This is a genomic window from Janthinobacterium sp. EB271-G4-3-2, assembly GCF_020858035.1.
Classification (GTDB): Bacteria; Pseudomonadota; Gammaproteobacteria; order Burkholderiales; family Burkholderiaceae_D; genus Janthinobacterium; species Janthinobacterium aestuarii.
The window spans coordinates 112195-124208 of the sequence record NZ_JACYMG010000014.1; the positions used below are offsets into that span (position 1 = coordinate 112195).

The 12014-nt window shown below is 62.8% G+C and carries 11 protein-coding genes; 9 read left to right on the forward strand and 2 right to left on the reverse strand.

Annotation, left to right across the window (positions count from 1 at the left end; all coding sequences use genetic code 11):
- Positions 1 to 21: 21 nt before the first annotated feature.
- Positions 22 to 801 carry a 16S rRNA (adenine(1518)-N(6)/adenine(1519)-N(6))-dimethyltransferase RsmA gene (gene rsmA, locus IGS55_RS24230; protein ID WP_139090561.1) on the forward strand — a complete coding sequence of 260 codons (780 nt, stop codon included), beginning with the start codon at positions 22 to 24 and terminating at the stop codon, positions 799 to 801.
- A gap of 92 nt (positions 802 to 893) precedes the next feature.
- Here the strand turns inward: rsmA and IGS55_RS24235 are convergent, their stop codons facing one another.
- Positions 894 to 1811, reverse strand: coding sequence for a LysR family transcriptional regulator (locus IGS55_RS24235; protein WP_034745670.1), 918 nt, complete (start codon positions 1809 to 1811; stop codon positions 894 to 896).
- 226 nt (positions 1812 to 2037) lie between these two features.
- On the opposite strand from IGS55_RS24235, the gene IGS55_RS24240 reads away from it, so the two are divergent.
- Genes IGS55_RS24240 through IGS55_RS24270 form a run of 7 tightly spaced genes read left to right on the forward strand, consistent with a single transcriptional unit; the run spans position 2038 to position 8962 of the window.
- The gene (locus IGS55_RS24240) at positions 2038 to 3153 is read left to right on the forward strand and encodes a porin (protein ID WP_230518219.1); all 1116 of its coding nucleotides are present in this window, start codon (positions 2038 to 2040) and stop codon (positions 3151 to 3153) included.
- A 57-nt stretch (positions 3154 to 3210) separates the two neighbouring features.
- The gene (locus IGS55_RS24245; protein ID WP_230518218.1) at positions 3211 to 4233 is read left to right on the forward strand and encodes an ABC transporter substrate-binding protein; all 1023 of its coding nucleotides are present in this window, start codon (positions 3211 to 3213) and stop codon (positions 4231 to 4233) included.
- Positions 4234 to 4254: 21 nt separating this feature from the next.
- Entirely contained in the window at positions 4255 to 5094 is an 840-nt protein-coding gene (locus IGS55_RS24250) for an ABC transporter permease (protein ID WP_034745679.1), read from the forward strand.
- Positions 5091 to 5870: an ABC transporter permease gene (locus tag IGS55_RS24255; protein ID WP_230518217.1), complete on the forward strand. Its 780-nt coding sequence runs from the start codon at positions 5091 to 5093 to the stop codon at positions 5868 to 5870. The genes IGS55_RS24250 and IGS55_RS24255 overlap by 4 nt, the downstream gene beginning before the upstream one ends.
- Positions 5871 to 5883: 13 nt before the next feature.
- Positions 5884 to 6915 carry an ABC transporter ATP-binding protein gene (locus IGS55_RS24260; RefSeq protein ID WP_230518216.1) on the forward strand — a complete coding sequence of 344 codons (1032 nt, stop codon included), beginning with the start codon at positions 5884 to 5886 and terminating at the stop codon, positions 6913 to 6915.
- An 18-nt stretch (positions 6916 to 6933) separates the two neighbouring features.
- Positions 6934 to 7878, forward strand: a complete 945-nt coding sequence (locus tag IGS55_RS24265) for a nucleoside hydrolase (protein ID WP_230518215.1) — start codon at positions 6934 to 6936, stop codon at positions 7876 to 7878.
- 25 nt (positions 7879 to 7903) lie between these two features.
- Positions 7904 to 8962 (forward strand): adenosine deaminase family protein, encoded by a 1059-nt coding sequence (locus tag IGS55_RS24270; RefSeq protein WP_230518214.1) that lies wholly within the window; start codon positions 7904 to 7906, stop codon positions 8960 to 8962.
- Here IGS55_RS24270 and IGS55_RS24275 read toward each other — a convergent pair.
- Positions 8959 to 10341 carry a short-chain fatty acyl-CoA regulator family protein gene (locus tag IGS55_RS24275; protein ID WP_230518213.1) on the reverse strand — a complete coding sequence of 461 codons (1383 nt, stop codon included), beginning with the start codon at positions 10339 to 10341 and terminating at the stop codon, positions 8959 to 8961. The two genes, IGS55_RS24270 and IGS55_RS24275, sit on opposite strands and share 4 nt — an antisense overlap.
- Positions 10342 to 10498: 157 nt before the next feature.
- On the opposite strand from IGS55_RS24275, the gene IGS55_RS24280 reads away from it, so the two are divergent.
- Positions 10499 to 12007 carry a CoA-acylating methylmalonate-semialdehyde dehydrogenase gene (locus IGS55_RS24280; RefSeq protein WP_152282137.1) on the forward strand — a complete coding sequence of 503 codons (1509 nt, stop codon included), beginning with the start codon at positions 10499 to 10501 and terminating at the stop codon, positions 12005 to 12007.
- Positions 12008 to 12014: the final 7 nt, after the last annotated feature.

Here is a 12014-nt window from a genome sequence, read left to right on the forward strand (position 1 = left end):
CGCATTAATAGAAAACACATTATGAAACACGTTGCCCGCAAACGCTTTGGCCAGAACTTCCTGCATGACCGCTTCGTCCTCGACGACATCACGGCCGCCATCGGGCCGCAGCCGGACGATGCCATGGTCGAAATCGGCCCGGGCCTTGGCGCCATGACGGAGCAGCTGCTGCGCCATCTGAAGCAGATGCACGTGGTCGAGCTGGACCGCGACCTGATCGTGCGCCTGGAAAAGACGTTCAATCCGGCCAAGCTGACGATCCACTCGGGCGACGCGCTGAAATTCGATTTCGCGCAAATCCCCGTGCCGGCCGGCCAGAAGCTGCGCATCGTGGGCAACTTGCCGTACAACATTTCCAGCCCGCTGCTGTTCCACTTGGCGGACTTCGCGCCGCTGGTGCAGGACCAGCATTTCATGCTGCAAAAGGAAGTCGTCGAACGCATGGTGGCCGAGCCGGGCAGCAAGGCGTATGGCCGCCTGTCCGTGATGCTGCAGTGGCGCTACAAGATGTCGCTGCTGTTCATCGTGCCGCCGACGGCCTTCGATCCGCCGCCGAAAGTGGAATCGGCCATCGTGCGCATGATCCCCGTGGCCGAGCGCCTGGCCTGCGACCAGGCCACCCTGGAAGCCGTCGTCATGAAGGCCTTCTCGCAGCGCCGCAAGGTGATCCGCAACTGCCTGGCCGGCATGTTTACGGAAGAGCAGATCAAGGCGGCCGGCATCGACCCGACCCTGCGTCCGGAAACCGTGGGGCTGGAGCAGTATGTAGCCCTGGCGAATTTGCTCAAAGCACCGCAGTAATCGCAAGGACCGGGGTCAGACCCTCTCCACCACCAGCGTCTGAGCAGGCGTCGACGTGAGCGGGGGGCTGACCCCGGCAGTGCTGGCTTAACTTAAAACCACTGGTCGACCTGCTGCAAATCCTGCCGCAGCGCTGAAAAACAGTCGTCCACGTGGTGGTTGCGGCTGATTTCATTGCGCCGCATCAGGGCGATCTTGCGCTTGCACGTGGGCTGGCGCAGCGGCGCCACGTGCAGGTCCTCGTCGTTGAGGAAAGTCGTGTACAGGCTGGGCATGATGCCCACGGCGATGCCGGCGCGTACCACGCCGTACAGCGACTCGCTGTGGATCATCTGGTACAGGCTCGACGGGCTCAAGCCATGCTGGCGCAGGGCGCTCGAGGCGAACTCCCAGATGCTGCCCTTGGTAAACACGACGATTTCCTGGCCCGCCAGCTGGTCCCAGCGCACTTCCTTGAGCGGCGCCAGCGCATGGCGCCCCGCCGTCACCAGGACCAGCTCGTCTTCGAACAGGCCCACGCTTTCCAGCGACACGGAACCGGGCACTTCGATGCCCACGCAAAAGTCCAGCTGGCCCGAATGCAGCGCGTGCAGCAAGCCGTCGTTGGGCATGTCCGACAGGACGATTTCCACTTCATCGCCATGCTGCTCGCAGTAGCGCGCCACGACCACGGCCGTCATCGCCATGGCCGACGGGATAGCGCCGATGCGGATGCGGTGGCGGCCGCTGCCGATGGCGCGCTGGATATCGGCAAAGGTATTGCTCGCCGTATTCAATAAATGCGTGGCGTAGTCGAGCGCCAGCTTGCCCTCGCGCGTCAATTCCAGCTGATGGGTTGTGCGGTTAAACAACTTTTTTCCCAGTTGATTTTCCAGCAGCTTGATCGATGCGCTGAGGGCCGGCTGGGTCACGCACAATTCCTGTGCGGCCTTGCTGAAGCTGTTTACCCGGGCTAGGGTGGCAAACGCTTGCAAATGTCGTAAGGAAATCTTCTTGCTCAGTTCATGCATGGGCGTTGCTTATTAGAAAAAGTAATGGATTTATAAAAATAAACAAATTTTCTTATCCTGCAATTTACCATATTCTGGACTGGTCCTTACTTGTCTTGAAGGCAACAATCTTCGGGAGAGAGCCTGGAATGCGGTGCCGGCAGGTGCGGCAGCACGCCATGCAAGGGATGCATCAATAAAATAATTCCAAAAAAACTCAGGGTTTATTCTTTTTAGGGTGGCGGCGATGAACAAATGGATGACGGGAACGATGGTGGTGGGGGGCTTGCTGGCGGCGCACGGCGCGGCGCAGGCGCAAAGCAGCGTGCAAGTGTATGGACTGCTGTCGGCCGGCATCGGCTATGTGTCGGATGAAGGCAAGGGCAGCCGCACGCATGCGCTGAGCGGCACGAATCAGAATCCCCGCATCGGTTTCCGCGGCCAGGAAGACCTGGGTAACGGCACCAAGGCACTCTTCGTGCTGGAAAACGGTTTTAACGTCATGACGGGCACGGCCTCGCAAAGCGGCCGTCTGTTCGGCCGCCAGTCGTATGTGGGGCTGTCGAGCAACGACAAGGGCACCCTGACCCTTGGCCGCCAGTATGAAGCCGTCAAGGACTTGCTGGGCCCCGTGGTCATCGCCAGTAACGGCGTGCACATCGGCGACAACGACAATGGCTACAACAATCTGCGCGTGCAAAACGCCGTCAAGTATGTCAGCCCGAACATCAGCAACCTGTCGTTCACGGGCTTGTACGGCTTCAGCGAAAATCCGGAAGACGCGAACCGCAACCGCGTCTACAGCATGGGCGCCGGCTACAAGGTCGACGCCTTCAGCTGGGCCGTCGCCTACACGAAGATGGATCGCCCGAACAGCCCCGACGCACCGAATGGCGCCATCGGCAATGACTACGGCAGCTCGCTGTTGATCTTCAACAAGAGCGCCGTCAAGGGCGCCGGCGTGGACAGCCAGGCCATCGCCGGCACGGGAGGCTTTTATAATGTCGGCAAGACCAAGTTCGGCGCCTTGTACACCAACGTGCGCTACCACTACCTGGATCAAAGCAATCTGACCTTGCAAAACGTGGACTTGAACGTGAACCACAAGCTGACGGAAGCGTTGAATCTGGGCGCCTCGTATTTCTTTACCACCGGTAAATATGACGTGATCAACAAGACGCCGAAATGGCATCAGGTCAATTTCCAGGCCGATTACTTCCTGTCCAAGCGCACCGATATCGCCATTACCTGGAGCTACCAGAAAGCGGCTGGCGACGCGACGTTCGCCCGCGTGTTCGGCTTCGGCGCCTCGGGCGGCAAGACGCAAAGCGTCCTGATCGCCGGCATGCGGCATTATTTCTGACTCTGATTCATCTTTACAGGCGCTGTCCCGCAGCGCCTTCCCCTGAAAGGAAGCATCTTGAAAAAGCACCTCATGTTGGCGTTGAGCCTAGGCTTGCTGGTCAACGCCGCCCACGCGGAAAAACGCGAGCTGGTCATTTCGGCCTATCCGATTGCCCAGCCCTTGTTCATGAAGTATGTGTACGAGCCGTTCAAGGCCAAATGCGGGTGCGATATCAAGGTGGAAACGGGGAATAACGCGGACCGCATCGCCAAGCTGGTGGTGCACGCCAAGAATCCGGTGATCGACCTGGTGCTGCTGTCCGATTCCGGCATGCTGGAAGCGGCGCAAAAGGGCGTCATCCAGCCCATGGATTACTCCAAGCTGAGCAATTACAAAGCCCTGTACGACGTGGCGAAAAACCCGATCGGCGGCAACTACGCCGTCGGCTACACCCTGTATTCCGTGGGTCTGGTGTACCGCAGCGACAAGATCGCCCCGCTGACGTCCTGGAAGGACCTGTGGCGCCCCGAACTGAAGGGCCGCGTGGCCTTCCCCGACGTGAGCACGACGCAGGGCCCGCTGATGCTGCGCATGGCCGATGCGGCCTGGGGCGGCAAGACGGACGATTACGCGACCGGCTTTGCGAAGATCGTCGGCATGAAGGGCAACGTCGTCACGTTCTCGAAAAACAGCGCGCAGCTGGCGGCATTGTTCGCACAGGATGAAATCTGGGCCGCGCCCGTGGCGCGCTTTACGTGGTCGCAAATGCTCAAGACGGGCCTGCCCCTGAAATGGAGCATCCCTGCCGAAGGCCAGGCGGCCGGCATGAACGTGATGGGCATCGTCGCCGGTTCGAAGAACGCGGACCTGGCCTACCAGCTGATGGATTTCTGGCTGTCCAAGGAAGTGCAGACGCAGCTGGCCACCAATCTGGTCGACTCGCCCGTCAACAAGGACGTGCGCCTGTCGGTGGCGGCCGCGCAATTCAATACCTATGGCGCCGATCAAATCAGTTCGCTGAAATTCGTCAAGCCGGAAACCATCATCAAACAGCGCAGCAACTGGATGACGCAGTGGAACAAGGCCATGAGCAAATAGTGGTGACGAGGAGAGAACACCATGTTTGCTGATCCAAAAAAGCGCCTGGGACTGCTGCTGGTCCTGCCGGCGCTGATCTTTATCGTCGTCTGCTTCCTGCTGCCCGTGCTGGCCTTGCTGGTCGACGCCTTCCGCGTCGGCGACGGCATGCAGTGGGGCGTCGACCGTTTCATCGACTTCTTCTCGCAGGAGTTCAACCGCACCATCTTCTGGCGCACCTTGCGCATCGCCGCGCTAGTGACCCTGGCGGCCATCATCCTCGGCTACCCGGCCGCGCAAGCCGTGGCGCGCGTGTCGCCGAAGTGGCGCGGGCTGGTGGTGGGCATGATGATCTTGCCGCTGATGGTCTCGCCGATCGCGCGCACCTACGCCTGGATCGTGCTGCTGGGGCGCAACGGCGCCGTCAATGCGGCGCTCGTCAACATGGGTTTTACGGAAGAGCCGCTGCGTTTGCTGTTCAGCGAGTTCGCCGTGTTTGTCGGCCTGCTGCAATTGCTGCTGCCGCTGATGCTGATGTCCTTGGCGGGCGCGCTGGAAAACCTGCCGCGCGACGTGGAACCGGCTGCCGCCACCCTGGGCGCCAATCCATGGCAAGTCTTTTGCAAGGTCACCCTGCCGCTGACGCAGGAAGGCCTGGTCGTCGGCGGCACGCTGGTATTTACGGGCTGCGTGACGGCCTATGTGACGCCGGCCCTGCTGGGCGGCACCAAGGTGCTGATGCTCGAAACGCTGCTGTACCAGAAGGTCAGCGTGGAAAGCGATTTCGGCGCCGCGAACGTGATCGCCGTCATCCTCGTCTGCATGACCCTGCTGGTCAACGCCGGCCTTAAACGTATTTCCTCGAGCCGGAGTTCCGTATGAAAGAAAGCCTCTTTTCGCGTGCCGTTTTATGGCTGGTATTCCTGTTCCTGCTGGGGCCTTTCGCCATCGTCGTGCTGGCGGGCTTTTCCGGCGGCGAGACGCTGGCCTTCCCGCCCGAGTCCTACTCGCTGCGCTGGATCATCGAAGTGTGGTCGGCGCCCGAGTTCCGCCGCGCCTTCCAGACCAGCCTGGAAATCGGCCTGATCGCTACAGTCATCGCGCTGCTGCTGGGCATACCCGTCGCGTATGCGTTTTCGCGCATGCCGCCACCGGGCATCGGCGCCATCCGCCAGGTGCTGACGTCGCCGCTGATCATTCCCGCCATCCTCGTGGGCCTGGGCTTGCTGCACCACCTGGTGCTGACCATCAATGCGCCCGTCTACGTGGGACTGCTGATCGGCCATATCGCGCTCTTGATTCCGTATTCGGTGCGTGTCGTGTACGCCAGCCTGGTCAATCTGCGCGTGGATATCGAGGATGCCGCCATCACGCTGGGCGCGTCGCGCCTGCGCGCCTTCTTCATGATCGTGCTGCCGAATATCCGCAACGCCGTGATCGCCGCCTTCTTCCTCGCCTTCGTCACCTCGTTCAACCAGGTGCCCGTGTCGCTGTTCCTCACGGGACCCGGCATCAGCACCTTGCCGATCGAGATGCTGGGCCATATGGAAAACAGCTTCGATCCGTCGATCGCTGCCCTGTCGACCTTGCTGGTCTTGTTCACCATGGCCTTCGTAATGGTGACCGAGAAGTTGCTGGGCATTTCTAAATACATGTAAGAGGCAACACACGATGAGTTATCTGGAACTGCACAAGCTGAACCTCGGCTACGCCAAGAACACGACGTCCGTGAAAGACCTGGACCTGCACGTCGAGCAGGGCGAACTGATCTCCCTGCTGGGCCCCAGCGGCTGCGGCAAGACCACCACCATGCGCGCGATTGCCGGCCTGATGCCGCTGCAGTCGGGCCGCATCGTTCTGGACGGCCGCGAGATCGGCAAGCTGGCGCCGAACAAGCGCAATATCGGCATGGTGTTCCAGTCGTATGCGCTGTTCCCGCACCTGAACGTGTACGACAACATCGCCTTTGGCCTGCGCCTGCGCAAGGTGGCGCCGGCCCTGCTGAAAACCAAAGTGGAAGCCGTGATCGCCGCCGTGGGCCTGGCCGGTTTTGAAACGCGCTTGCCGGCGCAGATGTCCGGCGGCCAGCAGCAGCGCGTGGCGCTGGCGCGCGCCATCGTCGTCGAACCGGCCCTGCTGCTGTTAGACGAACCGCTGTCGAACCTGGACGCCAAGCTGCGCGTGCAGATGCGCGCCGAGCTGCGCCGCATCCAGCGCGAACTGGGCATCACCATGCTGTACGTGACGCATGACCAGGAAGAAGCGCTGGCCCTGTCCGACCGCATCGTCGTCATGAACGGCGGGCGCATCGAGCAGCTGGCCGCGCCGGAAGCCGTCTTCAACACGCCGTCGACGCGCTTCGTCGCCAATTTCATGGGCTTTGAAAACCTGTTCGACTACCGCGACGGCGCGCTGCACCACGCGGGCGCCAGCCTGCCGTACACGTCCCCCGTCGCCGCCGGCACCACGGTGCTGGGCTGGCGTCCGGACAAGGTGCGCGTCTGCGCCGCCGACGACGCGGCGGGCCAATACCCGGGCACCGTGCTGGCGCGGGGCTTCCTGGGCGACACCGTCGAGTACCTGCTGCAAACGCCGCTGGGCCAGGTCAAGGGCATCTGCGCGGCCGGTGGCGCCGCCTGGCGCGAAGGCACGGCCGTCTCGTTCGTGCTGCCGGCCGACAGCGCCCTGTGGCTGGGTGCCTAACTTCGACTGGAAACCATCATGGACAAACCCTTGAAAAAGATCTGGCTCGATACCGATCCCGGTTTCGACGACTGGCTGACGATGCTGCTGTTGGGCAGCAATCCCGACATCGAGTGGCTGGGCGTGAGCGTGGTGGCGGGCAATGCGCCCGTCGACATCACCTACGACAACGCCTTGCGCATCAAGGCCCATGACGGCTTGACGGTGCCCATCTACCGCGGCTGCGACCAGCCGCTGGCCGGCGTCATCGAAACGGCGCAGCGCATCCTCGGCGACAGCGGCATGCCCACGACGGGCGAGATCCTGCCGCCCGGCGCCGCTATGGACGCTGCCGGCCACGCCGTCGACGCGCTGATCGCCGCCGTGCGCGCCCACCCTGGCCGGATCACCATCATGGCGATTGCGCCGATGACGAATATCGCAACCGCGCTGGCCAAGGCGCCCGACCTCGCGGAAAAAATCGTCGAGATCATTTTGATGGGCGGCTCCACCGACCAGGGCAACCACACGGCGGCGGCCGAATTCAATATCTATGCGGACCCGGAAGCGGCCGCCCAGGTGTTCCAGGCCGGCATCCCGCTGCGCATGTTCGGCTTGAACCTGTGCCGCCAGTTGCTGGTGACGAATGGGGAAGTGCGGCAGCTGCGCGCCATCGGCACGCCGCGCGCGCAGCTTTTGTCCGGCTATCTGGAGGCGTATGTGCGCATCCGCAGCGCCGATGGTTCCGTGCCCATGCCCATGTACGACCCCGTGGTGGCCCTGTATCTGGAAGCGCCGCAGCTGTTCCAGTTCCAGAGCGCCCACGTGGCCATCGAATTGACGGGCGAACTGACGCGCGGCATGACGGTGTGCGAGTTCCGCGTACCGCGCCGCGCCCCCATCAACACGCAGGTGGCGATGCTGGCCGACGGCCCGGCCGCCATCGCACTGCTGATGCAGCGCCTGGCCGGCATTCTCGCCTGATCCACTCCATTACGAAACGAGCTTCATGTCTAATTCCCCCCTGAGCATCGAACAGTTTTTACGCGCCATGCCGAAAGTGGAGCTGCATTGCCATTTGTTCGGCACGGTGCGCCAGGCAACCTTCCGCGCGCTGGCCGCCAAGACGCGCAATGTCGTCACGCCCGAGGAAATCGACGCGTTCTACACGCGCGGCGACAAGCCCGTCGGCGTGCTGCGCGTGCTGCGCGCGCTCGACGCGCACCTGATCGTCTCGCCGACGGACCTGTATTGCCTGGCCTACGAATACCTGGAAGACGCGCATGGCCACGGCGTGCGCTATGCGGAGTTCTTCTGGAACCCCACCGGCACCGTGCGCGTGTCGGGCATCCGCTATGAATCGGCGCAAGACGCCATCGTGGCCGCCATCCGCGACGCGCAGCGCGACTTCGGCGTGATCGGCCGTTTGATCCCCAGCATCGACCGTGAAGCGGCTCCCGCGGAAGCTGTGCAGATGGTGGAATGGATGAAGGCTTACCGCGCACCGGAAGTCATCGGCATCGGCATCGACTACCGCGAAAACGACCGCCCGCCAGAGTTGTTCATCGAAGCCTACCGCGCCGCGCGCGCCGCCGGCTTCAAATGCACGGCGCATGCGGGCGAATTCGGCATGCCGTGGATGAACGTGGCGACGGCCATCGAACAGCTGCAGGTGGACCGGGTCGACCATGGCTACACGATTGTCGACAATCCGGAACTGGCGCAGCGCTGCGTGGAGCGGGGACTTGTCTTCACCGTGGTGCCGACCAATTCGTATTATTTGCGCACCCTGGTCCCCGAGCGCTGGGCCCTCGATCACCCGATCCGCGCCATGGCCAAGCTGGGCCTGAAACTGCATCCGAATACGGACGATCCGACCCTGCACCACGTGACGCCGACGGGCGCCTGGATGATGATGCGCGAATTCGGCTTTGGCCTGGATGACATGCGCGGCTTCATGTTGAATGGCCTGGACGCGGCCTGGATAGACGAGTCCACGCGGCGCGACTGGCGCGCGGAATTTACGCGCGAATTCGACGCGCTGCGCGCCCGGGTCGTCGATTCCTAAGCCGACACGGGCGCCACGGCCAGCAGCGATGGAAACGCCCGCTGCGGGCAGCTTTGGCGCTCGCACACCTTGCAGCCCGTGCCGATCGGCGTGGCGCTGGAAGGGTCGTGCAAATCGAGTCCCTTCGAGTAAATCAGCCGGTGCGCCTGCGAGATGTCGCAGCCCAGCGCCACGGCAAACGTCTTGCCGGGAGCACGGAAGCCAGGCGACGCCGTGCTGACCTGGCGCGCGATCCACAGATACGTGCAGCCATCGGGCATGCTGGCTACTTGCGTCAGCACCTGGCCCGGATGGCTGAAGGCGTCGTAGACGATCCACAGCGGGCAGGTGCCACCCACTCTTGAGAAATGAAAGTCCGTGGCCGACTGGCGCTTCGAGACATTGCCCGCGCGGTCGACGCGCACGAAGAAGAAGGGCAATCCAGCTGCCTCGGGGCGCTGCATGGTGCTCAAACGGTGGCAGACGGCTTCGAAACCCACGCCGAACTGGTGCGCCAGGCGCTCGATATCGTAGGCGCGTGTTTCCGCCGCCTGCAGGAAGCGCTGGTAGGGCATCAGCAGGGCGCCCGCGAAATAATTGGAAAACGCCAGGCGCGCGCTCGTTTGCGCGGCCGCGCCGGACAATCCCGCCGCCAGCACGAGAGCGTCGATCAGGTCGCTGTGCTCGAGCAGGCTGATTTGCGCCGCCATCTGGAAGGCGCGCTGGCCGCCCGTCAGGGTGTCGGGCAGCCATAAAATCTGTTGCTGGGCGTCGTAGCGGTGCTTGCGCACCATGCCCGCGTCGCCATCGGACAAGCGCACTTCGATGCCGTGGCGTTCCAGCAGCCGGCCTTGCAGCGCGTCGAGCGTGCGCAGGGCGGGATCGAATTCGCCGGCCACGAGCTCCGCCGCCCGGTCCAGCTCGTCGATGTAATTTTGCCGCCGGTTCAGGTATTCGCGCACTTCCTCGTCCGTGGACGGGGCCGCCGAACTGGCGCCGCGGCTGCCGTCGTCGAGGCGCGCGGCCAGCGTATCGGCCCGCTCCGCCATCACGCGGTAGCGCCGCTGCAGCAGCAAGATCGAGCGGGCCAGCTCCGGCATGTTTTCCACCAGCATCTTGAGTTCCGCCATCGAGGTGGGCGGCGCGTCGGGCAATTCGCCAAACACGTCGCGCACGTCGGCCACGAGGCTGGCGCTGTCGTGTTCGGAAAAGATTTGCGGATCAACTCCCAGCACCGTGCCGATGCGCAGCAAAATCGGCACCGTCAGCGGACGCTGGTTGCGTTCCATCTGGTTCAGGTAGCTGGGCGAAATACCCAGGGACTTGGCCAGCGCCACCTGCGTCATGCGCCGTTCCTCGCGCAGCCGCTGCAGGCGCACGCCCATGAAAACCTTTGCCATCGCGTTTCCTCTTCCCCGGTTTGTGGAATCTGCAAATTTACAATCTTTGCAGATTAACAGATTCAGCTTTGCATTATCTCGCATTTTCACGCCTTGTTCGCGGCGGCGATTGTGCGAATAATGCAAACAGACTTATACCCACACAAGGAGACACCGAGTGACCACGCAAAACGCTATTCCGACCGTTCCCCTCTTGATCAACGGCGAGTGGGTTGAATCCCAAACCACCGTCTGGCGCGACGTCGTCAACCCGGCCACGCAGGAAGTCCTGGCCAAGGTGCCGTTCGCTACCCCGGACGAAGTCAACGCGGCCATCGCCTCGGCCCAGCGCGCCTTCAAAACCTGGCGCAAGACGCCGATCGGCGCCCGCGCCCGTATCTTTTTGAAGCTGCAACAGCTGATCCGTGAAAACATGGCCGATCTGGCCGCCACCTTGACGATGGAACAGGGCAAGACCCTGCTGGACGCGGAAGGCGACGTTTTCCGTGGCCTGGAAGTGGTCGAGCATGCGGCCAATATCGGTACCCTGCAAATGGGTGAATATGCGCAAAACGTGGCCGGCGGCGTCGATACCTACAGCGTGATGCAGCCGCTGGGCGTGTGCGCCGGCATTACCCCGTTCAATTTCCCCGCCATGATCCCCTTGTGGATGTTCCCGATGGCAATTGCCTGCGGCAATACCTTCGTGCTGAAACCATCGGAGCAAGACCCGCTCGTGACGGAAAAGCTCGTGCGCCTGGCCTTGCAGGCGGGCATCCCGGCTGGCGTGCTGAACGTCATCCACGGCGGCGAAGACGTGGTCAACGCCCTGTGCGACCATCCGGACATCAAGGCGATCTCGTTCGTTGGCTCCAGCAAGGTGGGCACGCATGTGTACCAGCGCGCCAGCCTGAACGGCAAGCGCGCGCAATGCATGATGGGCGCCAAGAACCACGCCGTCGTCTTGCCGGATGCAAATAAAGAACAGACCTTGAACCAGTTGCTGGGCGCGGGCTTCGGCGCGGCCGGCCAGCGCTGCATGGCCGCCTCCGTCGCCGTGCTGGTGGGTGAAGCGCGCGAGTGGCTGCCGGAATTGGCCGCCAAGGCGCAAACCCTGACGGTAGGCGCGGGCAAGGACAATCCTGACCTGGGTCCCGTGATTTCCTGCGCGGCAAAAGAGCGCGTCTTCAGTCTGGTCGCCAAGGGCATCGAACAGGGCGCCGTGCTGACCCTTGATGGCCGCGACGTGAAAGTCGATGGCTATCCGAACGGCAACTTCGTCGGCCCGACGATTCTGTCCGGCGTGAAACCCGGCATGGTCGTGTATGACCAGGAAATCTTTGGCCCCGTGCTGATCGTCGTCGAAGTCGACACGCTCGATGAAGCGATCGCCCTGGTCAACGCGAATCCGAACGGCAACGGCACGGCGCTGTTTACGCAAAGCGGCGCGGCCGCGCGTTACTTCCAGGAAGAAATCGACGTGGGCCAGGTCGGCATCAACGTGCCCATTCCCGTGCCCGTTCCCCTGTTCAGCTTTACGGGTTCGCGCGGTTCCAAGCTGGGCGACCTGGGCCCGTTCGGCAAGCAGGTTGTGCTGTTCTACACGCAGACGCAAACGATTACCCAGCGCTGGTTCACGGATGCGGCCTCGGTGGGTAAGGTCAACACGACCATCAGCCTCAAATAAGGAGCTG

Excerpts from the sequence above, each read along its gene's own strand:
- rsmA (WP_139090561.1), top strand. The coding sequence starts at position 22 with ATGAAACACGTTGCCCGCAAACGCTTTGGCCAGAACTTCCTGCATGAC.
- IGS55_RS24235 (WP_034745670.1), bottom strand. The coding sequence starts at position 1,811 with ATGCATGAACTGAGCAAGAAGATTTCCTTACGACATTTGCAAGCGTTT.
- IGS55_RS24240 (WP_230518219.1), top strand. The coding sequence starts at position 2,038 with ATGAACAAATGGATGACGGGAACGATGGTGGTGGGGGGCTTGCTGGCG.
- IGS55_RS24250 (WP_034745679.1), top strand. The coding sequence starts at position 4,255 with ATGTTTGCTGATCCAAAAAAGCGCCTGGGACTGCTGCTGGTCCTGCCG.
- IGS55_RS24255 (WP_230518217.1), top strand. The coding sequence starts at position 5,091 with ATGAAAGAAAGCCTCTTTTCGCGTGCCGTTTTATGGCTGGTATTCCTG.
- IGS55_RS24260 (WP_230518216.1), top strand. The coding sequence starts at position 5,884 with ATGAGTTATCTGGAACTGCACAAGCTGAACCTCGGCTACGCCAAGAAC.
- IGS55_RS24265 (WP_230518215.1), top strand. The coding sequence starts at position 6,934 with ATGGACAAACCCTTGAAAAAGATCTGGCTCGATACCGATCCCGGTTTC.
- IGS55_RS24270 (WP_230518214.1), top strand. The coding sequence starts at position 7,904 with ATGTCTAATTCCCCCCTGAGCATCGAACAGTTTTTACGCGCCATGCCG.
- IGS55_RS24275 (WP_230518213.1), bottom strand. The coding sequence starts at position 10,341 with ATGGCAAAGGTTTTCATGGGCGTGCGCCTGCAGCGGCTGCGCGAGGAA.